This window comes from Arthrobacter sp. PAMC25564, from assembly GCF_004798705.1.
In the GTDB taxonomy this organism is placed as follows: domain Bacteria; phylum Actinomycetota; class Actinomycetes; order Actinomycetales; family Micrococcaceae; genus Arthrobacter.
This window is the reverse complement of the sequence record NZ_CP039290.1, coordinates 2,376,996-2,399,431: the sequence shown is the minus strand read 5'-3', so window position 1 is coordinate 2,399,431 and position 22,436 is coordinate 2,376,996. Positions and strand designations below refer to the sequence as shown.

General features: G+C 65.3%; 23 protein-coding genes and 1 pseudogene. 17 read left to right on the top strand and 7 right to left on the bottom strand.

Annotation, left to right across the window (positions count from 1 at the left end; translation table 11 throughout):
- Window positions 1–96 precede the first annotated feature (96 nt).
- From E5206_RS11145 to E5206_RS11135, 3 genes are all read left to right on the top strand, one after another.
- The gene (locus E5206_RS11145) at window positions 97–684 is read left to right on the top strand and encodes a TetR/AcrR family transcriptional regulator (protein ID WP_136322533.1); all 588 of its coding nucleotides are present in this window, start codon (window positions 97–99) and stop codon (window positions 682–684) included.
- Window positions 685–785: 101 nt separating this feature from the next.
- Complete coding sequence (locus tag E5206_RS11140; protein ID WP_136322532.1) at window positions 786–1,484, top strand: ABC transporter ATP-binding protein; 699 nt, start codon at window positions 786–788, stop codon at window positions 1,482–1,484.
- Window positions 1,481–2,767 (top strand): ABC transporter permease, encoded by a 1,287-nt coding sequence (locus tag E5206_RS11135; RefSeq protein WP_136322531.1) that lies wholly within the window; start codon window positions 1,481–1,483, stop codon window positions 2,765–2,767. Before E5206_RS11140 ends, E5206_RS11135 begins: the two co-directional genes overlap by 4 nt.
- Here E5206_RS11135 and E5206_RS11130 read toward each other — a convergent pair.
- On the bottom strand, window positions 2,697–3,776 hold the full coding sequence (locus E5206_RS11130; protein ID WP_136322530.1) for a polyprenyl synthetase family protein: 1,080 nt from the start codon (window positions 3,774–3,776) through the stop codon (window positions 2,697–2,699). The genes E5206_RS11135 and E5206_RS11130 overlap by 71 nt on opposite strands.
- 293 nt (window positions 3,777–4,069) lie before the next feature.
- Here E5206_RS11130 and E5206_RS11125 point away from each other — a divergent pair, with 293 nt between their 5' ends.
- The 3 genes from E5206_RS11125 to E5206_RS11115 all read left to right on the top strand — a co-directional run bounded on the left by E5206_RS11125 (window position 4,070) and on the right by E5206_RS11115 (window position 6,474).
- Entirely contained in the window at window positions 4,070–4,246 is a 177-nt protein-coding gene (locus E5206_RS11125) for a CsbD family protein (RefSeq protein ID WP_136322529.1), read from the top strand.
- 414 nt (window positions 4,247–4,660) lie between these two features.
- Window positions 4,661–5,503 (top strand): hypothetical protein, encoded by an 843-nt coding sequence (locus tag E5206_RS11120; RefSeq protein ID WP_136322528.1) that lies wholly within the window; start codon window positions 4,661–4,663, stop codon window positions 5,501–5,503.
- A 152-nt stretch (window positions 5,504–5,655) separates the two neighbouring features.
- Window positions 5,656–6,474 (top strand): DUF1206 domain-containing protein, encoded by an 819-nt coding sequence (locus E5206_RS11115; protein WP_136322527.1) that lies wholly within the window; start codon window positions 5,656–5,658, stop codon window positions 6,472–6,474.
- A 40-nt stretch (window positions 6,475–6,514) separates the two neighbouring features.
- Here the strand turns inward: E5206_RS11115 and E5206_RS11110 are convergent, their stop codons facing one another.
- The 3 genes from E5206_RS11110 to E5206_RS11100 all read right to left on the bottom strand — a co-directional run bounded on the left by E5206_RS11110 (window position 6,515) and on the right by E5206_RS11100 (window position 8,634).
- Window positions 6,515–6,667, bottom strand: coding sequence for an LPXTG cell wall anchor domain-containing protein (locus E5206_RS11110; protein ID WP_136322526.1), 153 nt, complete (start codon window positions 6,665–6,667; stop codon window positions 6,515–6,517).
- A 144-nt stretch (window positions 6,668–6,811) separates the two neighbouring features.
- The gene (locus E5206_RS11105) at window positions 6,812–7,066 is read right to left on the bottom strand and encodes a hypothetical protein (RefSeq protein ID WP_240689655.1); all 255 of its coding nucleotides are present in this window, start codon (window positions 7,064–7,066) and stop codon (window positions 6,812–6,814) included.
- 482 nt (window positions 7,067–7,548) lie between these two features.
- A complete protein-coding gene (locus tag E5206_RS11100; protein WP_205759901.1) occupies window positions 7,549–8,634 on the bottom strand; it encodes an NAD(P)/FAD-dependent oxidoreductase in 1,086 nt (361 codons plus the stop codon).
- A gap of 1,030 nt (window positions 8,635–9,664) precedes the next feature.
- On the opposite strand from E5206_RS11100, the gene E5206_RS11090 reads away from it, so the two are divergent.
- From E5206_RS11090 to E5206_RS11070, 5 genes are all read left to right on the top strand, one after another.
- Complete coding sequence (locus tag E5206_RS11090; RefSeq protein ID WP_240690170.1) at window positions 9,665–11,056, top strand: HNH endonuclease signature motif containing protein; 1,392 nt, start codon at window positions 9,665–9,667, stop codon at window positions 11,054–11,056.
- A 76-nt stretch (window positions 11,057–11,132) separates the two neighbouring features.
- A complete protein-coding gene (locus E5206_RS11085; RefSeq protein ID WP_136322524.1) occupies window positions 11,133–12,008 on the top strand; it encodes a PhzF family phenazine biosynthesis isomerase in 876 nt (291 codons plus the stop codon).
- 183 nt (window positions 12,009–12,191) lie between these two features.
- A complete protein-coding gene (locus E5206_RS11080; protein WP_136322523.1) occupies window positions 12,192–13,130 on the top strand; it encodes an ATP-binding cassette domain-containing protein in 939 nt (312 codons plus the stop codon).
- Window positions 13,127–14,236 carry an ABC transporter permease gene (locus E5206_RS11075; protein ID WP_136322522.1) on the top strand — a complete coding sequence of 370 codons (1,110 nt, stop codon included), beginning with the start codon at window positions 13,127–13,129 and terminating at the stop codon, window positions 14,234–14,236. Before E5206_RS11080 ends, E5206_RS11075 begins: the two co-directional genes overlap by 4 nt.
- A gap of 67 nt (window positions 14,237–14,303) precedes the next feature.
- Window positions 14,304–15,350, top strand: coding sequence for an ABC transporter permease (locus tag E5206_RS11070; RefSeq protein ID WP_168709324.1), 1,047 nt, complete (start codon window positions 14,304–14,306; stop codon window positions 15,348–15,350).
- 165 nt (window positions 15,351–15,515) lie between these two features.
- On the opposite strand, the gene E5206_RS11065 is transcribed toward E5206_RS11070, so the two are convergent.
- Window positions 15,516–16,766: a UvrD-helicase domain-containing protein gene (locus E5206_RS11065; protein ID WP_136322520.1), complete on the bottom strand. Its 1,251-nt coding sequence runs from the start codon at window positions 16,764–16,766 to the stop codon at window positions 15,516–15,518.
- A gap of 77 nt (window positions 16,767–16,843) precedes the next feature.
- Window positions 16,844–18,139: a UvrD-helicase domain-containing protein gene (locus E5206_RS11060; protein ID WP_168709323.1), complete on the bottom strand. Its 1,296-nt coding sequence runs from the start codon at window positions 18,137–18,139 to the stop codon at window positions 16,844–16,846.
- 478 nt (window positions 18,140–18,617) lie between these two features.
- On the opposite strand from E5206_RS11060, the pseudogene E5206_RS11055 reads away from it, so the two are divergent.
- The 3 genes and pseudogenes from E5206_RS11055 to E5206_RS11045 all read left to right on the top strand — a co-directional run.
- Window positions 18,618–19,022: pseudogene (locus E5206_RS11055) on the top strand (type I restriction enzyme endonuclease domain-containing protein); the annotation flags it as partial.
- 245 nt (window positions 19,023–19,267) lie between these two features.
- Entirely contained in the window at window positions 19,268–19,510 is a 243-nt protein-coding gene (locus E5206_RS11050) for a hypothetical protein (protein ID WP_136322518.1), read from the top strand.
- Entirely contained in the window at window positions 19,471–19,899 is a 429-nt protein-coding gene (locus tag E5206_RS11045; protein ID WP_136322517.1) for a DUF4230 domain-containing protein, read from the top strand. Before E5206_RS11050 ends, E5206_RS11045 begins: the two co-directional genes overlap by 40 nt.
- 236 nt (window positions 19,900–20,135) lie before the next feature.
- Here the strand turns inward: E5206_RS11045 and E5206_RS11040 are convergent, their stop codons facing one another.
- The gene (locus E5206_RS11040) at window positions 20,136–20,549 is read right to left on the bottom strand and encodes a hypothetical protein (protein ID WP_136322516.1); all 414 of its coding nucleotides are present in this window, start codon (window positions 20,547–20,549) and stop codon (window positions 20,136–20,138) included.
- 59 nt (window positions 20,550–20,608) lie between these two features.
- Between E5206_RS11040 and E5206_RS11035 the strand changes: the two genes are divergently transcribed.
- The 3 genes from E5206_RS11035 (at window position 20,609) to E5206_RS11025 (ending at window position 22,426) form a co-directional block, all read left to right on the top strand.
- Window positions 20,609–21,580 (top strand): magnesium transporter CorA family protein, encoded by a 972-nt coding sequence (locus E5206_RS11035; RefSeq protein ID WP_136322515.1) that lies wholly within the window; start codon window positions 20,609–20,611, stop codon window positions 21,578–21,580.
- A gap of 42 nt (window positions 21,581–21,622) precedes the next feature.
- Window positions 21,623–22,102 (top strand): HAD domain-containing protein, encoded by a 480-nt coding sequence (locus E5206_RS11030; protein ID WP_136322514.1) that lies wholly within the window; start codon window positions 21,623–21,625, stop codon window positions 22,100–22,102.
- A 120-nt stretch (window positions 22,103–22,222) separates the two neighbouring features.
- Window positions 22,223–22,426, top strand: a complete 204-nt coding sequence (locus E5206_RS11025) for a hypothetical protein (RefSeq protein ID WP_136322513.1) — start codon at window positions 22,223–22,225, stop codon at window positions 22,424–22,426.
- The last annotated feature ends 10 nt before the right edge of the window (window positions 22,427–22,436 follow it).

Here is a 22,436-nt window from a genome sequence, read left to right as displayed (position 1 = left end):
GTCCGCTTACCGCACGGTTAGCATGGTACTTACCGGCCGGTTAGTAATCAAGCCTTCCGGCTGGCGGAGTCACCTAGGAAGGCAGCGGTCGCACGGATGAGGGAAACAGCAGCGGGTGCATCCGAAGCAGGCGGGACGCGGGAGAAGATCCAGTCCGTTGCCCTGCGGCTGTTCGCTGACCAGGGGTACGAGTCGACGTCGATGCGGCAGATCGCAGAGCAGCTGGGCATCACCAAGGCTGCTCTCTATTACCACTTCACCAGCAAGGAAGCCATTGTCCGGGCGTTGATCGAGGCCATGCTGGCCGACGTCACCGCCCTGGTGGAATGGGCCCGTGCACAGGAGCCCGGCCCGGACCTGCGCCGTGAAGTGCTCGGACGCTGGTCGGCCATCATGCACAACCAGGGCCTGCGGATGTTCCGCTTCCTCGGCGCAAACTACCGCCTGGTCCGCGACATCCGTGGCGAACCCGGACAGCCCGGCGGTATGGCCGCCGTCGTCGGTGAACTGTTCGCTATCCTGACCCCTCCGGACGCCAGCGTCGAAGACCAGCTCCGGGTGCGTTTCGCCCTGCTCATCATTAATATGACCGGCATGGCAGCCCGCGATCTCGACGCCGGCGAAGAGGACATCCTCGACGCCGCGGCACGGATCTCCATCGGACTGCTGCCGCCCGGCGTCTGATCCCGATTTTGACCACGCCGCCGCTCCTGAGCCGTCCCGGCGATTCCCTTTTCCGCACACCCAAGCCCACGCCCGATTTCGACTCCTGATTGGAAACCCCCATGTCTGAACCAATCCTCGCCGCGCGCGACCTGATCAAGACCTATGGGCGCGGCCCCGACCGCTTCGATGCCCTCAAGGGCGTCTCCCTGGAGATCGCCCGCGGCGATTCCGTGGCCATCGTGGGTAAAAGCGGCTCCGGCAAATCAACCCTGATGCACCTTCTCGCTCTGCTGGACACCCCCGGTGGCGGCGAGATCCTCGTTGACGGGACCGACGCGAAGACCCTGAACGGACGCAGGCTCAACGCGCTGCGGAATTCCATGTTCGGCTTCGTGTTCCAGCAGTTCTTCCTGAACCCGGCCTCCAGCGTGCTGGAAAACGTCGTCCTGCCGCTCAAGATCGCCGGCATCGGCACCCGCGAACGGCGCGCACGCGGCATGGCCATCCTGGAACAACTCGAATTGGCCGACAAGGCGCGCAACAAGGCCGGCAACCTCTCCGGAGGCCAGAAACAGCGGGTCGTGATCGCCCGCGCCCTGGTCAACACCCCACAGGTCCTGTTCGCGGACGAGCCCACCGGGAACCTGGACACCGCCACCGGACGCATCGTCGAGGACATCCTGTTCGACCTCAATACCAACCACGGCATCACCTTGATCACCGTCACCCACGACCATGACCTGGCCGCCCGCTTCAACCGCCGTCTCTACATCCGTGACGGCCTGCTGATCAACACCGACGAGGAGCACGCGGCATGAAACCGCTCGAAATCCTGAAGACCGCCATTACAAACAGCTTCCGCAGCAAACTGCGCACGTCACTGACCATCCTGGCCATCTTCGTCGGCGCGTTCACGCTCACCATCACCAACGGCCTCGGCACCGGCATCTCCAACTACATCGACACCCAGGTCGCCGCCGTCGGCTCCAGCAGCACCTTCACCGTCGCCAAGACCGACACCAGCGGCAATCCCGCCTCGGGGCCGAAAAAATACGACCCCAGCACCAGGGTCCTCGCGGCCGGCGGGCGGCCCGGCTCAACGCAGCAGGCCCTGGGCCAGGCCGACCTTACTACGATCGGCACCATCCCGGGCATCACCGGGGTCACTCCGGTCACCCGGCTCAGCCCGGACTACGTCCAATGGAACGACGGCGAGAAGTACCAGCTGTCCGTCAGCCCCCTCGCCGGAGCCCAGCCCCAACTCGCGGCAGGCACGGCCCTGGACGATTCCGGCACCCAACCCCAGCTCATCCTTCCCGCCAGCTACGTGGCACCGCTGGGATTCGCGGACAACAACCAGGCCGTCGGCCAGGACGCCACGATCGGCATCACCGACGCGACCGGAACGATCCACCCCATCACAGCCCGCATCACCGGCATCGAACAAAGCGCCCTGCTCGGCGGCGGCGGTGCCTTCATCAACACAGCGCTCTCCACCGCCCTTGCCGATGCCCAGGGCACCGGAGCAGCGGCCACCACTAAAACCGCATGGGCGGCTGCGACAGCCACCTTCGCCCCGTCCTCCGCCGCGCAGATCAAGGACATGAAAAACAGGCTCGCCGACGCCGGATACACCGCGCAGACGCTCGATGACCGGATCGGCACCGTCAAGACCATCATCAGCGGGATCATCGGAGTCCTTGACGCCTTCGCCGTCATCGCCCTGATCGCCGCTGGCTTTGGCATCGTGAACACCCTGCTGATGTCCGTACAGGAACGCACCCGGGAAATCGGCCTCATGAAAGCCATGGGGATGGGCAGCGGATCCGTCTTCGGGCTCTTCAGCACCGAAGCGGCATTCATCGGCTTCCTCGGAAGCGCCATCGGCTCCGCCGCCGCCATCGGGATCGGCACCGCCGTCAGCGGCGCCCTCGCCCGCGGGCCCCTCAGCGACCTGGCCGGCCTGCATATTCTCGCCTTCGCCCCCGGTTCCGTCGCCGGGGTCATCCTCCTGGTCATGGCCATCGCCTTCATCGCAGGAACCCTGCCGGCCTGGCGGGCCGCCCGCCAAAACCCGATCGACTCGCTCCGCTATGAATAGCTGCGCAGACATCCCAAGAACAGCCAAGTGCCAGCGGCCGGGAGTTACCGGCTGACGTCGCTCCGGTACGCGTCCGGAGTGCGTCCGCGGACGGGCCAGCGGGCAACTGCGCGCACGCCGCGGTGAGCTGCCGGACCGCCCGCTCCCACCTTTCCTCGCCACCGGCCTCGGCACCGTGCGAACGGGCGCGCCCGGCCGCTGTGACGAGTCCAAGAGCGCGCCCGACGGCGGCCGTCCGTGCGGCGGTGCCCGGTGCCGGGCCGGCGAGCGCGGCACCCAGCAGCACCGGGAGCTCGAAGAGGGTGCCGGTCGTCAGGCGCGCGACCTCGTCCTCCGGCGCGCCGCGGCCCGGGTGCTCCGGAATGCCTTGCAGCCGCAGGAGGGTTCCGGCGCACACGTCGGCGCTCGCACGGCTCATAAGCTGCACGTAGCCGGAGCCGAGCTGCGCGGCCAGGCCGAAGGACCGGAAGAGCAGATAGTCGCCGGCGGACACGGCGAAGCGGTTCGCGGACCGGGTCGGTGCCCCTCCCGCAGGTGCGGGATCCAGCACGTCCTCGTGGGCGGCGAGCGCCAGGCAGGCGAGCTCGGCGGCCACCGCGAGCTGGTGCGCGTCCCGCCCGGCCGCCGCGCCGACGGCCATGGCGCCGGCCCCTGCGCCAGCGCGGGCCACCTCACCAGCGCCGGCGGCGCTGAGGAGCAGCAGTGCGGTGCGCACGCGTTCGGCTGGCACGTCCCGCAGCTCGGCCGCCGCCGTGTCGAGCATGGGAAGCTCGTCCGCCGCGAGCGCTTCGAGCGCCTGTTCGACGTCGTGGATCCGGTCCAGCAGCCCGTGCGCGGTGAGCCACCGGTCCACCGCGGTCCGGCTGCGCAAGGCCTGCCGCGCCGGCCGGTCGTAGCTGCGGATCGCGGCGCGGACGCCACGGTACAGCGGCCTGTCCACCGTCAGGGTGTCGCTCGCGACCCTCGAGACGAACTCGTGGTTGTCCACCAGCGCCCACGCCGCGCTCATGCGGGGCCCGAAGCGGCGCTGCAGCTCCGCGCCGTACCCGACGACCTCCGTGCCACCGGCGCGGATGGCCCTTGCTCGAAGGCGTCACCGTCGGCGGCCACCGGCTCGATGATGAGCGGCAGGTCCTGGCCCTGGCCGTCATGAAGGGACCGTAATGACTGCCCATTCCGCCCCTAACCCATCGGATATTCCAATCGCCCATCGCACCCACTCTTGACGGTTCCGTCACTACAATTAACTGTCGGCCTGCACGGCATTCACGTCGCGTGGGCGGCCAAATAAGGAGAACGACCATGGGTTTGGGTGACAAGATCCACAACGCCGCCGAGAAACTCCACGGCAAGGGCAAAGCGGCCGCCGGCGATGCCACCGGCGACGACCAGCTGAAGGCCGAGGGCAAACACGAACAAGTCAAAGCGGAGCTTAAGCAGGCCGGCGAAAAAATCAAAGACGTCTTCAAGAAACACTGAGACACGCAGCCAGAAGGCAGAGGTGCGGTCCGGACGGACCGCACCTCTGCCTATGTCGGGCAGCAGGACAGATCACTGAGGCACCGTCCGGCCCTGAGGTTTTTTTCAAGGCCCAAGCTGTGTGACTGATAAGTTCCGTTTGACGGGCGTCGCCGCGGACATTCGCCCGGGCCAGGCCCTCGACGACGGCGGTCTCGCCGATCATCACCGGGTTGTTCCTGGCTGGCCAGGATCCGCGCCAAGATGCGGCGCCGACATATGCCTGCATGCCACTCTCCAAGGTGTCCGGAGACCGGCGAGGCGCCTGCACACCTCGCTGCAGCCGGGCGGCCAAAGCCGCCGTCCCGGCCGGCGCCGCCGCCCTGTTGCGGCGCAGTGGCTCTGGCTAGACTTAAATTGCGCCGGAGTAGACGCATGAGTTCGTCTCGGGAGGGCAGGATCATGAAAGACCGCAGCGAATCCGAAGTGCCCGCGGATCAGGCGGCCACGGAAAAGAAACCAGAAGAACGGGAACTCCGAGGCCGGTACGTCGAAGGCAGCTATGGCAAGGCCGGCGTGCAGAGCGGCCGCCACGCGGAGGACGAGGAAGGCCAGTACATCGAAGGTGATTACGGTGCGGCCGGCAGTGAGGGCGGTCTGCCCGAACCCTTGGGAGACCAGGCCAAGGAATCCGGGCGCTACGTGGCGGCCGACTATGGCGACGCCGGGACGGCTCCGGGACGTACGGCCGGGTCGGAAATCGGTCAGTACTCCGAGGGTGACTACGGTGCGGACGGTACCGTGGATCCGGTGCGCAAGGCCGGAACAGATACGCGCAAAGGCAAGCCGACGACCCGGAACCCACTCGGCAGCCAGGACGCTGCGCCGCAGGCCGCGCACCCCTCACCGGGGGCCGATGCCCTGGCCGATCGCTCCCACAGCGGTGCAGATGTGGGAGAAGCGGTCGATATCGCTGAGGCGGGCACCAAAGCGCAAGGGGTTCACTCGCATCCGGAACGGGCAAAGTCGGGCGAGGCGCCCGTCGAGCAGGTGTTCAATGACCCCGCCATGACCGAGGGGCAGCGGACCGTGACCGGCTCTGCAACTCCCGCCCGGCCCGTACCACCTGGACCTTCGCCTGCCGAAGCCGGATCAGGTGGAGCCCAGTCCGTTATCGGGGCCCGAGAGTCGGACCGTCTCGCGGCGGCCGAGCCGCCGACCACGGGCAAACCCAACGACAGCGGCACGAAGAACACCGAAACCGACGGCGACGGTTAGCACGTTTACGCTCAGCTCCACACGGCCACGGGAGCATGTGCCCCGGATGTCTTCGCTGGCTCAGAACGGGCCTGTATGAGCATGGACCCACGTGACAAAATTGGGGTGTTACACACCACGGCATCTGCGCTCGCTTGCACGAAGGATCGGGAATGAAGAAGGAGCTGGACAACGCCGCGAACGCGGTCGAGGAGGCATCGAATTCCAGGGCCCTTGTGATCGCCGCCAGGGCAGGTTTTGCCGTCAGCGGCCTGTTGCACGTTCTGACCGGCTCCGTCGCCATCCAGCTGGCCTTCGGCAAGGCCGGACAGGCGGACCAAGGCGGCGCCGTCGCCCAACTCGCCGGACAGCCCGAGGGACTGCTGCTGCTGTGGACCGGATTCGCCGCCTGCGTGGCTTTGGCGCTCTGGCAAACCGGCAACGCCGTGTTCGGCTACGGTCAGCTGGAAGCCAAGAGGAAGGTGGGGAACAGACTTTCCGCAGGCGGCAAGGCGGTCGTGTTCGCCGTCATGGCGCTGACGTTTGCTGCCTCCGCGAGCGGAAACAGCAAGAACAGCGGTCAGTCCACCAGCGATTTCACGGTCTCCATCATGAAAGCACCCGGGGGTCCGTTCCTGCTGATCGCCATCGGGGCCGCGGTCGCCGTCGTCGGCATTGTCTTCGTGGTCCTTGGATTTAAGGCATCGTTCAAGAAGGATCTGCGGCTGCCGCCCTCGGGCGCCGGCCGGTCCGTTATTACGGGGCCGGGCGTTGTCGGCTACATAGCCGAGGGCATCGCACTGTTTCTGGTGGGATTGCTGTTCATCATTGCCACCGTTTCCGCCCGCCCTCAGGAGTCCACTGGCCTGGATGGCGGGTTGAAGGCGCTGCGCGAGCAGCCCTACGGGGTATACATGCTGACCGCCGTCGGCGCCGGCCTGATCTGCTACGGCCTTTACCTGATGGTGAAGGCCAAATTCGCACGGATGTAACCCGCCCCCGGCGCGGCCCCGACTCTTCCGGCCAGGCTTTTCAGGTCCTCCTGCGCCCGCGGAAGAAGCCGACGGCCGCGAGGATCAACAGGACCACGCCAACCCAGATCAGGAAGTTCATAGAAGGAATCAGCCCGCCACCGAAGAAGAACAGCACCGCGAGGATCACTGCGATGATCAGAAGAATGTTCATGACCGTTACCTGCCTTTTCTTTGAAACGTTCAACAATGACACCGGCACCGGCGCCCCGGTGGGTGCTCCGCAATCCAGGCCTACCGGCGGCGGCTCTCCACAAGAGGCCGGTTCCGGCCCGATGACTGCCCTCCGGGCCTGGTTTTACTGCGATGGCTGGGGAATGTCACAGGCGATCTTGGGGTTCAGGCCCGTGTAGTTCAGCGGCCCCGTAACGATGGTCAGCGCGACAGTTCCAACCGAGGCGCAGGATGCCGGCTGCCCGGAGAAATAGCCGCGCTGCGCGGCCGCGGCGACCCCGATCGCGAGCCAGACGATCACCAATATTCCGACGATGACTCTGACCGTGGCCCTCATTTTGTCCTCCGATACCGGATCTGACTGACGCTTCAGCGTCATTATTCACACCTTGGAGGGAATTGATCCCACCGGGTCAGAGCGGCCGCCTCAGCTGATCCTCTGGCCCGCCCTGGTTGCGGCTGCTCTGGCCATCGCCGGAGATGTCTGATCCTGGCCCGGTTCCCTGAGCAGGCCGGCCGGGCTGGCCGCCGCCTCCGTCAGGACCCGGCCGGCCCTCCTCGGTCCGGGCGTCCCGGCGTCCGCCGGCATCAACATCCGGATCCAGTTGATCAGCTTCCCGGACCCGCTCCTGCGAACCCTCACGAACAGTCCGGGCCTCCTCCTGACGATCGCGGGCCTCGTGATCTGCCTCTTTCCGCTTGCAACAATGCAGATACCACCAGTAAACAACAAAACCTGCCCACTAACCATGGAATGACCGGCGCTGTCAAACTATGGTGGCGCCTGCATGGTGGTTAAGAGAAGGAGGCCGGGTGCCATCGGTTCGATGGCACCCGGCCGCCCCACTTAGGGATGCGGCGTCAGGCGACGGCCGGGTCGGCCGGGTCGGCCGACTTCAGCTCGAAGCCGCGGTATCCGTGCGACGTGACGTCGTCCAGGACGGCGCGGTAGTTGCTCAAGCCGCCCAGGTAGAACAGCACGCTGGGCTTCTTGCCCGCGATGTTCGCGCCGAAGATCCACGATTCGACCTTGGTGAACACCGTCATGTTGGCGATCTGGGGGCATGTCTCGGTCCATTCGGCTTGGGCCTCGGGCGTGGGTTCGATCGCCCGCACCCCGTTGCGCTGGGCGTACTGGATCGTGTTGCTGATCCACTCGACCTGGGTCTCGATGCTCGGCGGCAGGTTCGTGAACGGGCCGTTGGGGCCCAGAACCATGAACCAGTTGGGGAAGTTCGCCGTGGAGGTGCCCAGGTAGCTGGTCGGCTGCCCGGCCCAGTGGTCGTTGATGTTCAGGCCGTTGCGGCCGCGGATCTCCGTGCGCCGGTAGTTGCCGTCCACGGCGTCGAACCCGGTGGCAAAGACCAGGACGTCCAGTTCGTGCAGGACGCCGTCCTCGGTCACCACACCCTTGGGCGTGATCTCGCGGATGGGGTTCTCCTTGATGGCGACGGCTTCCACGTTCGGCCGGTTGAAGACCAGGAAGTAGCCGTCGTCGCACAGCGGGCGCCGGGCAAACAAGCCCGTCGGCATCAGCTTGCGGGCCGTTTCCGGGTCCTCGATGATCTTGGCGATCTTGGCACGGATGAAGGACGCTGCAGTCTCGTTGGCTTCCTCGTCCGTGGCGATGTCACCGAAGGTGCCGAACATGAAGTGGAATCCGCCGCCATGCTGCCAGGCATCCTCGTAGACCCGGCGGCGCTCCTCCTCCGAGACACTCATCGCCGGCATGATGCTCTCCTCGAAGCCGAAGGCCACACCGGAGCCCTTGATCTGCGTCCAGATCCCTTCGTAATCGGCCTTGATCGCGTCGATCTGCTCCGTGGTCACGGGGCGCTTGCCGACCGGGACGGAGTACTGCGGGGTCCGGACGAACACGGTCAGCTTGTCGACCACCGGCGCGAGGGCCGTGATAACCTGCTGGCCGGTGGAGCCGGTGCCGATCACGCCGACACGGCGGCCGACGAGGTCCTTGCCCTCGGGCCACGCCGCGGTGTGGTGATCTCGTCCTCAAACGAGTCCATACCCGGCAGCTTGGGGAGGTTGATGGCGGAGAGCAGCCCGACGGCGTTGACGACGTACTTCGCGCGGTACGCGTCTCCGGCGTCGGTGGTGACCTCCCAGAGGCCCTCGTCGTCGAGATAGATGGCGGACGTGACCGCGGTGCCAAGCGGAAGTGGCGCCGCAGGTCGAAACGGTCGACGACGTCCTCGAGGTACTCGAGGATCTCGGGCTGGGTGATGTAGGTGTGCGCCCAGGTCCCGTCCTGCAGCAGCCCAGGGTCGAACGAGAAGCGGTACACTCCTTGGTCTTGTCCGCACCCTCCGGCGGGCACCCGATGCCGGGGACTCCGCCGACGGTGTCCTCGCGGTAGGTGACGCCCTCGGGCTCGACAGTAGGCTGGTGCCACTCGTCGAACATGGAACGGAACAGGCGCATGCTCAGGTCAGGCGTCGTCGCCATGGTCTGCGGCCAGTCGGTGTAGAGGGCGTGCAGCGGGTCCGGGACCCCGGAACCGGCGGGAGCGGCGTCAGGCATTCCCGAGATGTTGGTGGTCATGGAGTCGTCCTTTAGTTGGTCGCAGACCGGCTCCGGACCAGAATGACCGGTGCCATGCCCGGGCTCTGTTTTCTTATTGCCGGGACCCCCCTGTGATGGCCTCCACTGCGTCTTATCCCAAAATAGGGGTGTGATCCGGGGCACAAGTGTTCCAATGTGAAATAGTCAGTGCCGCTGAGCAATATCCGTGCCGTCGATGCCGTGTTTAGAAGGCAAACCCTCTCCGGGAGCCGGCCTGCGCGAGGGTAACGCTGCAATCCACGCAATTTCATCAATACTGTCGGTGGCAGCTGATTGGATGGGGGTGTGGATGGCAACGTGGCATGGAGATGGAGTGCGGACAGCAGGGAGGCCCTGGCGGCCGTCGCCGCGTCCGCTGCTGCGCTTGCTGCCTTCACCGAAGCGGGCGCGGACCACGCTGATCTGCCCGGCGCCGTTCCGCTGCCCGGCGCCGATCCGCTGCGGCGCCGATCCGCTGCGGCGCCTGGCGGATGGTTGCCTGGACGGGCTGGCCGAGGTGGCCCGGCTGGAAGCCCGGACCGCGGCGCTGAAGGTGCGGCTGGCCGCGGAATACGTGCAGGCGGCCAGGGCCCTGGCGTCACCGGCGGCGTCCGCGCGGGAACGCACCGCCGAAGAGATGGCCCTGGTCGCTGAGGTCGCCTGTGTCCTGACCGTCAGCGAACGGGCCGCCGGGGCCCTCCTGTCCGAATGCCGGGCCCTGACGACGGCGCTGCCGCTGACCCCCGCCCGGGGCTGCCGGGCCGGGGACCTCGTGGCGTCCCGGTTCCGGGCCAAGGCACGCACCTGGCGGGAACGCCACCACCCGGTCAGCATCGAAAAACGCCACACCAAAAGCGCCGGGGACCGGCGGGTCGAGTACCTCCCGGACCGGGACGGCATGGCCTGGCTTTCGGCCTACCTCCCGGCAGATACCGCCGCAGGGATCTGGGAACGGAGCACCGCCGCCGCCCGCGCCCTCCAGGGCCCGGACGAGGCCCGGTCCCTGGCCCAGCTCCGCGCCGACATCACCGCCAGCTGGCTCCTCACCAGCCACACCACCTGCGCCGCGGGCGGAATGGCCGGCGGCGGCATGGCCGGGTGCGTCGCCGGACGTGTCCCGTCCCCGAGGGCGCAGGTCCTGATCACCGTCCCGGTCCTGTCCCTGCTGGGCGCCACCGCCGAACCGGCCACCCTGGACGGGTACGGGCCGATCCCGCCGTCCATGGCCCGCCGCCTGGTCACCGACGGCGCCGGCTCCTTTTACCGGGTCCTGACCGACCCCCGCGATGGCGCCCCGCTGGAAAACGGACGGACCAGCTACCGCCTGACGAAGGCGCAGCGTCAATGGCTCCGCCTCCGCGACGGCAGGTGCCCCTTCCCCGGCTGCAACAACCACTCACTGGACAACGAGGCAGACCACCTCCTGGCCTGGGCCGACGGAGGCACCACCGCCATCTCCAACCTGGGCCAACCCTGCCCCAGACACCACCGCCTGAAACACGGCTCCGCCTGGACACCCACCGGAGCCAGCAAGGACAGCCCGCCCGGGTGGACCTCCCCATCCAGACGGCACTACCCCAGCGAACACCAGGACTGGGAACCACCCCACTGGCCACACCACATCCAAGCCACCGACGCAGGCCCGGACACCTGCGGCGATCCCGAACGGGAACTGCCCCAGGACCCCTTCCCGGACTGGCACTCATTCACGGCCGCACACCCATTCCCCGCCGCAGACACCGACAACCCGGGCTGGCCGGCGCCCCTCGACGACCCCTACCCGGAATGCTTCCTGCTCCCATGCGTCTGACCTATTAGTTTCATGCCCTTTCAACGCGGTCATCCAAGCAGATTGATGCGGCGGCTGGACGTGGGAGGATCGGGGCATGGAAAACACCCCTGAGGTCCTCCGTTATGCGGCCTTTTCCACGACGCCAAATGGCGGGAATCCTGCCGGGCTGGTCCTGGATGCCGGCCATCTGGATGATGCCGGGATGCTGGCGGTGGCGGCCGCCGTCGGGTACGCCGAAACGGCATTTGTGACGGAGCAGGCCGTCGATGGGGACCCGCGCCGGAGCCGGGTTCGGTACTTCTCCCCGATCGCCGAGGTGCCGTTCTGCGGCCATGCGACGATTGCGCTGGCCGTTGCGCTGAGCGAACGCGACGGGGCAGGATCCTTCACCTTCGACACCCCTGTCGGCCCCGTCGTCATCGAAACATCAGGCGTCGGCGCCGACATCACCGCCGCGTTCACCGCCGTTGACCCACAGCTGGCAGCCTTCGACGACGCCGTCCTGGCTGAACTCCTCGGATTGCTCGGCGTAGGGCGGGGCGATCTCGATCCGGCCTATCCGCCGCGGATCGCGTATTCGGGCAACTGGCATCCGGTGCTGGTCCTCGCCGACCGCACCCTTTTCGATTCCTTTGGCTTCGATCCGGAGGCGGTGCGCCGCCTCATGGACGTACAGGGATGGGCCGCGACGGTGACCGTCCTGCACCCTCTTGCAGATGGCGAATTCGAAGCCCGGAATCTGTTCCCGGTAGGCGCCATCACGGAGGACCCTGCAACAGGGGCCGCCGCGGCTGCGGTCGGCGCCTACCTGCGCATCCTGGGCCTGGTCGAGCCCCCGTCGAGAGTCCTGATCCGCCAGGGACGGCACGTCGGCCGGCCGGGCTTGCTCACAGTGGACATTCCCGCGGCCGGTGGAATAGTGGTCAGCGGCAAGGCCGTCCGGATCCCTGTCCTTGCGGTCAACAGATGATCAAAGAAACGCGCCGGCCGCTCCCGAGAACGCACGGGCTTCCTCCGGCTACGCGGGCAACGTTGACAGGTCAACGCGACCGCTTGTATTTTGTTCGGCACCGTCCCACCATGGAACCGTGACTGCGCCAAAGAAGGCTGCGGACCGGAGCCTGACTGAGTTCCTCGAGCCGGAGGAAAGGGCATGACCGAAACGGCCATCGAGCTCGTAGGCGTCACAAAGCGATTCGGCTCCGTCACCGCCATCGACGACCTCAGCCTGCGGGTTGGGCGCGGGGAGATCTTCGGCCTGCTCGGGCCCAACGGGTCGGGCAAGACGACCATCATCAACATGATCAGCGGCCTGAGCCGCCCGACCTCCGGCGGGGTCAGGGTCCTGGGCATAGACATGCTTGCGGATCCGCGGCGGATCCGACGCTCGCTGGGGACAGTGCCGCAGGAGAACGCCCTATACGAGGAGCTCACGGCGGAAGCCAACCTCCGGTTTCACGCCGACCTCTTCGACGTGCCGCGGCGGGGCCTCGAGAAGCGGATCACCTCGCTGCTCGAGCTGGCGCAGCTGGAGGAGCGACGGAAGAGCCGCGTCTCCACCTTCTCCGGTGGCATGAAACGACGCCTGGCCCTGGTCCGGGCGCTGCTCCACGACCCTGAGCTGCTCTACTTCGATGAGCCCGCCCTGGGGGTCGACGTGCAGAGCCGGCGCGCGCTCTGGGACCGGATCCTCGAGCTTAAGGAGCGCGGTACCACCGTACTCATCACCACGAACTACCTGGAGGAGGCAAACGTCCTCTGCGACCGGCTGGCCATCATCGATCGCGGGCGGCTGGTGGCGCTGGACTCGCCGTCGAACTTACGCCGCAGTTTCGGTGACACCGTACTTGAGATGCGCACCCGGCCGGCGCCAACCGGGGATATCGTTCGGAAGGTCCGTGCGCTGCCCGGCGTGGTCTCCGCTATTGCGTCCAACGGATCGCTGAAGGTCACGGTGGAGGGCGGCGCCGACGTCACCGGCAAGGTCGTGACGGCGGTGGTCGAGTCCACAAGCCTCGAGGAGATCCAGAGCCGCGAGCCGAGCCTGGACGAGGTCTTCCTGAGCCTGACGGGCAAGGAGCTCCGGGAATGAGCCTCCGACACAACCTGCGGGTGGTCCGGGCCGTGGCGGCGGCAGACATCCGCCTCACCCTCCGCGAACCGCTGTTCGTGATAGCCGGCGTCGTCATCCCGATCAATTTCCTGCTGCTCTTCCTTCTCTTCGCGATCAGCGGCGGCCAGGCGCCGATCGCCGTGGTGATGAAGACCCAAGGACCGTTGGCCGAACAGTTCGTCCAGGCCATGAACAACTCGCAATCGTTTATCATCCATACGGCTTCCCCGGCCGACGCGGAGCGCGAGATCCGTGCGGGGACCGTCGTCGCCGTCGTGACGGTACCGCAGGACTTCGATGCCGCGCTCAGCGCCGGGACGCGGGTTGATATTCCGGTCGAGGTCAACAACCTCAACGTCGATTTCACCAACGACATCCGGAGGGCGGTGCCGCTCTCGATAACATCCTTCTACGCCGATGCGTTCCCTGAACAGGTCGTCGTGCGGGCGCTCGAGTCCGACGTCCAGGAGCACGACACCGGCTACATTCCCTACCTGGCCGTCAGCATCGTGGTGGCCGGCATGATGCTCGCCTCGCTCCTGCAGGGCAGCGTCAACACCGCGCGGGACTACGAGCTGGGAACCGTCAAGGAACTGGCACTGGCGCCGGTGAGCCGGCTGGCGATCGGGCTGGGAAAAATGCTCGGCTCAGCCGCGCTCACGGCAACCTCGGCACTGCTGGTGCTGGGCGTCGTGATCCTGCTGATCGGGGTGCACCCGCTGCATCCCCTGGAGGTACTCGGTTTCGGCCTGCTGATGATCGCAGCCTTTCTCGCCCTCGGCGTTCTGGCCGGGACGCTGGTCCGCCGGCGGCAGCAGGCGATCCCGCTCGCCATCGCCAGCGTCCTGCCGCTGTTCTTCCTGAGCGGTCCGTTCGGACCGGCGAACTGGCTCGGTGCAGTTCCCGGCGCGATCGCGGCCGCGTCCCCACTCACCTATGCGATCGCCGCCTTCCAGCACGCCTTCCACGGTTACCAGACAGCCACCCAGGACCTGACCGTCGACACCATCGTACTGGCCGGGTTCACGGTGGTGACGGTCGCGCTCACGGCATTTGTTTTCGGCCGCCGGGGGGTCGCGCACTGATGGGATCGCACTGATGGGAGCCCTGCGGGCGGTGCTTGCAATCGCGGGCAAAGACATTCTGACGTGGGTGCGCACACCGTCGGCGATCGCGGTCAGCCTGCTGCCGCCGGTCGCCTTCTTGCTGATCATCTTCATCGTGGCCGGGGCAACCGGCCGCAATCCGGTGGCAGTCGTGGCCGAGGACAACGGCCCGCAGGCTCAGCGCCTCGTGTCCATTCTTAATGAGTCGGACGCGTTCCGCGTCCAGCCCGCAACCCCGGGTGAAGCGGCGCAACTGCTGGACACCCTGCAGGTGGCGGCAGTCATCACCATCCCCGCGTCCTTCGACGACGATTACCGGATGCACCGGCCGGACCCGGTACGGATCCGGATCAACAATCTGAACCTGGACTTCACCAACGACCTGCGCCGATCGCTGCCGACGGCGATCACGCGCTTTTACGCGGGCGAGCCGGACAACCCCATCATGGTCGGCGTCGCCGAGTCGGATCTGCGGCCGCACGACGTCGACCTCGTGCAGTTCGAGCTGGTTCCCATCCTCGTGCTGCTCCTCACGCTCATGGGCGTCGTCAACGGCGGGCTGGCCACCGCCCGGGAGTTCGAGGACCTGACGATCAAGGCCCTGCTGCTTGCGCCGATCGGCCGCGGGGCACTGATCGCCGGGAAAATCCTGGGGTGCTGGGTGACAACCATGCTGGTGGCAGCGCTGGTACTGATCCTGTCGGCGGTCTCCGGCATCCTGCGGCCAGCGGGGTGGTACTGGCTGCCGGCGCTGGCGGTGATCGGGCTGATCGCACTCGCGGCGGCCGGGGTCGGGGCCGCCCTTGGGGGCACCTTGCGCCGATTCGCACCGGTGTCGGCGGCCGGTATCAACCTGTCGATCTACCTGTTCTTCCTCAGCGGCGGAATCAGCGTCGCGGCGTTCCTGCCCGGGTGGATCCAGACCATAGCGCACTTCACCCCGACCTTCTACGGGGTGGATGCGCTGGAGGCAGCGATCTTCTACCAGTCGACCGACAACCTGGGCCGGGACGTGGCCGTGCTGGTACTGACAGCCGCAGGCGGCCTCGTATTGGGCATCATGTCGCTCCGGCGGCGACTTGTAGCCTCCTAGGGTCGTCGCAGAAGCCGGGCGGACCATAGACTGCTCGTCCACGTCCACCCGGCGAGTTCGCGGCTTCCCCTCCGCAAACGTGCTCTGAAAGACGAAGCGGCATCAACCCGTTGCGGTTCAGCCTGGGAGCTTCTTCTCCCGTGAGCCGTGGTCAATCGGACAGGGCTATCGGCCTGGGAGGTCGTTATCACCATCGGGGGAGTTTTCGACTCGGGATAACTTCATCGTGTGCCGGCATTTTGGAAAACGACTGCACCCGAAGAAGTATCCGTAGCGTGAGGTCCGCTGAACCATGCACCCTTCGTTGCATTCCGGGCAGATGGTGGTGCGCAGGGCTTTCCCCTCCGCACCGTGCACGGTGAGATTGTGGTCCTTGACGAGCTCCATCAGGAAAGGTGATTCCTTGTTTCGTATGGTGAGCAGGAGGACAGACCGTTTGGCTCGAGTCATGGCCACATAAAAGAGCCGTCTTTCTTCCGCCAAAGGGAACGCATCCCCCTCCGGCATGGCGAGTCGGAGCACAGGATCATCATTAATCGTGCTCGGGAATCCGTAGGCACCGGTGTTCATCCCAAGAATCACGATGAAGTCGGCTTCCAGCCCCTTGGAGCCGTGAATGGTCTGGAATCCTACATTGAGGCGCTCCCAGTTGTTCCTGTTTCCCCTCGCTTGTCTAAGTCCGTCAGAGACCCGGTTCAGGAGGTTCCGGTAGCGACCGAGGATTCGAACCTGTACCTGTCCCCCGGCGCCTGCGGGGATTGCTCCGCTTTGCACCCCCCGGTTCAGCTCATCCAGATGGTCCTGGAGAACGCTGGCGAACTGAACCGCGTGGCCAACGGATATGGCCTTCATCGTCGGTGTGAATTCCGGCGTTGAGGAAATGACTTGTTTTGCCAGCTGTGCGGGGTTCTTTTGGATGAACGCGCTTGAGATGTCGCAGATGCTCTGCGGAGACCGGAAGGTTCTTTCCAGGCGCAGGATTTCGCCGTCGCCGAACCACCGGTCGAAGTCTGTCATCACTGACAGGTCTGCTCCTGCGAATCTGTTGATGCTTTGCCAATCGTCGCCCACGGCGAAGAGGCGCCTTCCGGGACGATTCACCAGTGCACGTGCCAGCCGTGCCCGCGCATGGCTGGCATCCTGCATCTCATCGACCATCACGAGTTCGTAGCCGCTGTCCCATCTGCCTGATTCCAGATGGTCCGCAGCGATGTTGAGCATGTCTTCAAAGTCGATGAAGTTCTCGGCAGCGAGTTTCTCATCCCACTTCTTGCGGATGACCGCGAACAGGCTGAGGAACATTCCGTGCCGAAAACGGAATTTGGTGCCTGGCTGGGCGTTGAGCCGTCTCCGCAGTTGATCGTCGTCGAGTTGATTGCTTTTCGCGTGGACCAGAAACGTGCGGAAGGTTCGCACTAGCTGACCATTTTCAATCGGCTGACGCCCGTGCACCGGCCGGTCGGGGTTGGGGTCAAGGACGATGCCCCGGGCTGTCAGTTCCTGGCCAGGTAGACGAACGCCGTGCCATCCCACAAACCGGCCATGGTCGTCTCCAGCAGCGTGGTGCCGTAGCGCTGATGGGTGGCTCGTTTCCAGATCACACCGTCCAGATAACCGTGGAACTCCGACGGCGGCAGACCATCTTTGTCCAACGCAAAATGCTCATGGTAGACATTGATGCCGGGGTAGTGGAAATCCGGGGAATACTGGCGGTGGGTGGCATCGGTGGTGTCGTGCTCGTACCGTGTTTCATAGCTGTACCGGACGCCGTTGTAGAAGAGCCAGTCGGCGATCATCCGCTCACCCTGGCTCTTGACCACTTCACCCTGCAGTGTCTGGAATCCTATCGACTTGCTGCCCTGGTCCCAGTCTTCCGGGTCGTCTTCTTCCTGGCCGAACGCAGGAAGATCGCGGCCCAGTACGATGCGAAATAGGTCCCAACGAGTGCGGAAGATGGGGTCCGCGGCCTTCAGCTCGTCGACGATGCGCATCAGTTGCTCACTGTCCTGCCCGCTGTCCAGCCACGGCGCGAGTGCCGGCTTCCGGCCGGTAGCTCTGCCGATGACATCCAGCCCGAATGCGTGAAAGGTTTGTGCGGCGACATTGCCGCCGTCGAGCCCCAGAGGATGCAGACGGTCATGGATTCGCTGCTGCAGTTCTCTTGCCGCGTCCGTGTTGAAGGCAAGAAGCAGAATCTTTTCGGCCGGCACGAGGTTCCGGTGCAAGGCGTACGCAGCCTTGGCCACCATGGTTGACGTCTTCCCTGAGCCGGCGGAGGCGACCACCTGAACCCTGTTGTCGAAGCAGACCACGGCGCGGGCCTGCTCATCCGTCAAAGGCGAGCGTTCGACCCGGTTGAAGAAATCCCTGCACGCTTCTAATTCCTTTTCGAGATGGCCTTCGTTCCAGGCTGCAATGTACCCGCCGAGACCGGCCTTCCAGAGATCGATCGCTTCCAGCACTGCGCCGTTCTGTGCCTCGATATGCTCTGCAATACTTGCTTCGTTCAGCAGCTTGTCGAAGTCTCCCGCTGGTTTCCTGGTCTCCCAACGCAGTCTGAACTCTCGGGTCAGCCAGCCCTTGGCCGCAAGATGGGTTCGTGCCGCGTCGAAAAATGCGGCAGCCCACGCCTCCACATCTGCTGCTGCCTGGTCGAATGAGGACCGGGCACGGTCGACCCTCACTGTCTCAACGTGCCGGGCCAGGGTCGTTTCGAAAGCCAGCGCAAGTCCTCTGGCGGACCTGTTCGGGATGCCCTGCAACACCACCCGGCGGCCGTCCAGCTGCAAGTCGACGATGGACCAGAACGGGCCATCCTGACCGTCCGCGACCCCAACCCGTCGATACGAGCCCGCAATAACGAACCCGCCACGCTGACGGTCAGCCCGCTGTCATCCAGACTCAGCTGCCAGTCGCCCGAGCGCGTAAAGCGCTTCCCCCAGACTGAAGGACCCCAAATCGTCGGCATTCGTCTCCCCCTTGGCGTCCCCGCCGCTTCTGCAAATGCGCGGAAAAGATTCGGTGAATGAATCGATTCCTCACCGCGCAGCGCTCTTACCTGGCTAGGCTAATGCCCGCATGCGTCCAGGTCCTCAAATGAATCGGACATGATGCGTCATGGACGGCCTACTGCATGCAGGTGCCTGCAGTAGGCCGTTGGTTCCCCCGTACCGCGGCGGCTGGATTCCCGTATGTGAGCCGCAACCTCGAGTTTCAAAAACAGGAGGACAACGAATTCCTGTGCGCCGTGTTACCCCGGAATCTGGATCCTCCGGTGAGGTGCTGGACATCTACGAGGCCGCGGGCATGCCCAAGCCGTCACTGGACGACCTGACACCGGAGTTCATCGCCAAGACGCAGCAGGCACGGAATCCGCAACTGGCTATCGAGGCTCTGCGGAAGCTGATCGCCGACGAGTCGGCGAGGACGGCGCGGAACAACGTGATCCGGCAGCGGGCCTTCTCCGAGCGGATCACCGAGCTGATGAAGAAGTACACCAACCAGCAGCTGACGTCCGCAGAGGTTATCGCGGAACTGGTGGAACTGGCACGGGAGGTGGCCGCCGAAGGAAACCGCGGGTCCCGGTTCACTCCCCCGCTGAACTCCGATGAGCTGGCGTTCTACGACGCCGTGGCTTCCAACGAGTCGGCCGTGGCAGTCCAGGGCGAAGGGAAGCTCAACAACGGCGATACCAAGGGTGCCCCACAGCAATCTGTAGTCAATGGCTGGTACGCAAATGACATCGCCTCGATTGAAGCGTCCCAGAACTCCTACATCGCAGCCAGCTCGGCCCGTAATGGTACTTTACTGATGCTTATCGGCATCGGGATTGCCGGTGAGCTGGTCATCCGCGGCCTCGATGGATCAGGCGTGTTTGGAAAGAAACCCAAGCCGATTCAAGAGGCGGAAGGGGTCCGATGATCAAGGGAATCGCAATCGCGGTCGTTGGCGCCGCCTTCCTGGCGCTGGTCGGAGCAAACGTGTTTGGGTTCAACCCGTTCCAGTTGGGCCACGCCGGCCGGGACCACCCCGCGCTGTTGAAGTCGATCCAGGACGTCAGCCAGTACCACGCCGCGATCGGCCACTTTGAAGTGGTGATCGACGACAAAAGCGACGACACATGGGTGCCCCCATCATCGCCGGACGACGGACGTTGTTAGTCGCTGCGGGCACCGTCAACGCCTATGTCGATCTGACCGGCGTCGCCGAAAAGGACCTTACGCTGTCCTCGGACGGCAAATCGGCGAAGATGCGACTGCCTGAGCCGCAGCTCGACAGGCCCAACCTCGACCTTGACCGGTCCTATATGTACAGTCAGGACCGAGGTGTTATGTACAGTCAGGACCGAGGTGTGTTGGACCGGATCGCCGATACGATCGAGGCGCCCCAGCAAGCGCCAATCTACAAACTCGCCGAGAAGAAGTTCGTGGACGCCGCGGAGGAGTCGGAGCTACGGAAGCAGGCTACCGAGAACACCAAGGCATTTCTGACCGGTTTGTGCGGCGCGCTCGGAATCCAAGTCATCTTCCTCGACGACAAAGTTGGATAGGCGCCGTCCGTCAAGCCTTCATCCGTAGTGTTGGCCGAACGAGACGACCCCGCACGCGCCTGCGTGCGGGGTCGTTACTGATCACCTTGTTTCCTTGGTTTTCCCAAGCATCTTCCGCCGTCGGGTTACCGACCGAGTTGGCGAATTGTGCCGAAACGCCAACGTCGTCGCCCCCGCGGCGATTAGAAAAAACATGCATGCTCAATGGCCCGGACGTCTCGCGTGACCGGGCTGGATCAATCCTTGATTCCCGGACGCAGCCCTCCGATGAGTCCTGCCAGGGCTGCCGGCAGGGCGAAGAGACCCGCGATCTGCGGAGACATGGACGGGGGCGTCATGATCATCATCGCCATGCCCACCAGCGCTGCCGGCGCGGCCACGCAGATCGTCACCCAAAGCCGGTTACCCCGGACTTGCGACCAGATGGCTGCTGCAAGCGACGTGGCAGACCCGGCGAGCATGAACAGCCTGCCCACGCGCAGCCGCTCGATGAACTCGTCGACGGGCATGTAGGCGAAGAATGCCGTGCGTTCCAAGGCAATGCCTGTCAGGACGATGGAGACAACCACCAGGGCGGCCCAGGGCAGCGATCTTTCCCTCCACCACGGACGGACGACATAGCGTTCGTTGCCGTTCTGCGAACTCATCATAGGGCGAGCCTAGCGGCCCCTCGGCGCCGGTCGGAGGAAGCTCCCGTAGCATGGTGCGGATGGTGTTCATACGGCTGTACCGCGAAGGAAAACTCGAACGCGACGATGTCAGCGCCCACGAGATCGAGGCCTTGGCCCACCAGGATGACGTGGTGCTATGGATCGACTACACAGATCCGACGGCAGATGACCTCCTGGGCGTCGAAACGGTGTACGGGCTTCACCGCCTCGCCGTCGAGGACGCCGTCCATGACTTCCAGCGGCCCAAGCTGGACCGGTACCCTAACCACCTGTTCCTCTCGGCCTACCAGGCAGGGCTGCAGCCGGGCACCGGCGAACTGGCCATCGCCGAGATCTCGGCATTCGTGACCAGGAAAGCCCTGGTGACGGTGCACGGGCCCGAGTTCGACGCCGACAAACTGATGGCGCACTGGGACGCCGAGACGGACCTGGCCGCGCACGGGGTGCCCTTCCTCTTCTGGGGCCTGCTGGACATGATCGTCGACGGACACTTCGACGCCGTCCAGGAACTCGACGGCCACATCGACGCCCTCGAGGAATCATTGTTTGATGACCACTCCCCCGACCACGAGCTGCAACGCAAGACCTTCGAGCTGCGCAAAAACCTGGTCCGGCTCCGCCGGGTCGTGCTGCCCATGCGCGAAGTCCTCAACACCCTCCTGCGCCGGGACGACCTGATCGGCTGCAGCCCCGCGATGCAGCCGTTCCTCCAGGACGTCTACGACCACGTACTGCGGGCCACCGAATGGACCGAGTCGCTCCGTGACCTGGTCACCACCATCCTGGAAACCCACATCAGTATCCAGGGAAACCAGATGAACCTGGTCATGAAGAAGGTCACCAGCTGGGCCGCGATCATCGCCGTCCCCACCGCCGTCACCGGCTTCTTCGGGCAGAACGTGCCGTTCTTCGGCTTCCAGAGCGATTACGGTCTCTGGCTGTCCACCGCACTGATGGCCGGCGGATCAATCTTCCTGTACCTGGCCTTCAAGAAACGGGACTGGATCTAGCCGCCCCGCCGGGACAAGCACGCTTGTTCTAGGGTCGTCATCATGAAGCTACTGATTCTGCTCGACGTCGACGGAGTCCTCAACCCTGTCGTCCGGCCGGGCATCGACGATGACGGTCCGGCGCTTGTGCTCTCTGAGAACCGCAGCGAGCTGGTTCGGCGGCTGGCGCGCTGCGGCCGGATCGCCTGGGTGTCCACCTGGCCGGTGGCTCAGACGGCCGGGCTGGAGGCCCGGCTCAGACTACACACGGAGCCGCTGCGGGTCCCGCTGCCCAGGCCGGCCCTGGACGCATCCGACGCAGCGACACCCAAGCTCCGACCAGTGACCCGGTGGCTGGCCCGAATCGACGACGCAGGAGACGCCGACCGGAATGGACTGGTCTGGATCGACGACGTGCTCGGTCCCGATGCCCAGGCGTGGGCAGCCGAGCAGGCAGAGCCGGTGCTGCTGATCAAGCCGTTGGCCGCGATCGGGCTGACCGCCGAGAATGTTGAATCCGTCGAGCGCTTCGGGCGCACCTGACGCGCCGATGGCCGGTCCCTGTCCGGCTGGCTGTTTGCAGTCCCGGGTGCCGGACCTATGCTGGGGGCTCAGGGACAATTTCTGATGCCCGCAGGTTTACCCAAGAAAAGTGGAGACGTTATGAGCGATGAGTCCGAGCAGAAGAAGTTTGAGGAAGAAGTCGATGCCCTCGAGGAGGCGCAGCCGACCCAGGAGTTCAAGCGCCAGGTCAGCGGCGAAGAGTGGCACGGTGATTCCGCCGACCAGGCCAACGACCTGCGCGAATACGAAGAGGAATCGGAAATCCGGGAGCAGTCACGCCGCCCGGGGGACGCAAAAAAGTAGCTCGTCCGGC

Coding starts and splice junctions, on each gene's coding strand:
- E5206_RS11125 (WP_136322529.1), top strand. CDS start 4,070: ATGGGTTTGGGTGACAAGATCCACAACGCCGCCGAGAAACTCCACGGC.
- E5206_RS11030 (WP_136322514.1), top strand. CDS start 21,623: ATGAAGCTACTGATTCTGCTCGACGTCGACGGAGTCCTCAACCCTGTC.
- E5206_RS11105 (WP_240689655.1), bottom strand. CDS start 7,066: ATGACGCTGAAGCGTCAGTCAGATCCGGTATCGGAGGACAAAATGAGG.
- E5206_RS11035 (WP_136322515.1), top strand. CDS start 20,609: ATGGTGTTCATACGGCTGTACCGCGAAGGAAAACTCGAACGCGACGAT.
- E5206_RS11145 (WP_136322533.1), top strand. CDS start 97: ATGAGGGAAACAGCAGCGGGTGCATCCGAAGCAGGCGGGACGCGGGAG.
- E5206_RS11080 (WP_136322523.1), top strand. CDS start 12,192: ATGACCGAAACGGCCATCGAGCTCGTAGGCGTCACAAAGCGATTCGGC.
- E5206_RS11115 (WP_136322527.1), top strand. CDS start 5,656: ATGAAGAAGGAGCTGGACAACGCCGCGAACGCGGTCGAGGAGGCATCG.
- E5206_RS11140 (WP_136322532.1), top strand. CDS start 786: ATGTCTGAACCAATCCTCGCCGCGCGCGACCTGATCAAGACCTATGGG.
- E5206_RS11135 (WP_136322531.1), top strand. CDS start 1,481: ATGAAACCGCTCGAAATCCTGAAGACCGCCATTACAAACAGCTTCCGC.
- E5206_RS11110 (WP_136322526.1), bottom strand. CDS start 6,667: ATGAACATTCTTCTGATCATCGCAGTGATCCTCGCGGTGCTGTTCTTC.
- E5206_RS11130 (WP_136322530.1), bottom strand. CDS start 3,776: ATGAGCGCGGCGTGGGCGCTGGTGGACAACCACGAGTTCGTCTCGAGG.
- E5206_RS11025 (WP_136322513.1), top strand. CDS start 22,223: ATGAGCGATGAGTCCGAGCAGAAGAAGTTTGAGGAAGAAGTCGATGCC.
- E5206_RS11045 (WP_136322517.1), top strand. CDS start 19,471: ATGGGTGCCCCCATCATCGCCGGACGACGGACGTTGTTAGTCGCTGCG.
- E5206_RS11075 (WP_136322522.1), top strand. CDS start 13,127: ATGAGCCTCCGACACAACCTGCGGGTGGTCCGGGCCGTGGCGGCGGCA.
- E5206_RS11050 (WP_136322518.1), top strand. CDS start 19,268: ATGATCAAGGGAATCGCAATCGCGGTCGTTGGCGCCGCCTTCCTGGCG.
- E5206_RS11085 (WP_136322524.1), top strand. CDS start 11,133: ATGGAAAACACCCCTGAGGTCCTCCGTTATGCGGCCTTTTCCACGACG.
- E5206_RS11040 (WP_136322516.1), bottom strand. CDS start 20,549: ATGATGAGTTCGCAGAACGGCAACGAACGCTATGTCGTCCGTCCGTGG.
- E5206_RS11120 (WP_136322528.1), top strand. CDS start 4,661: ATGAGTTCGTCTCGGGAGGGCAGGATCATGAAAGACCGCAGCGAATCC.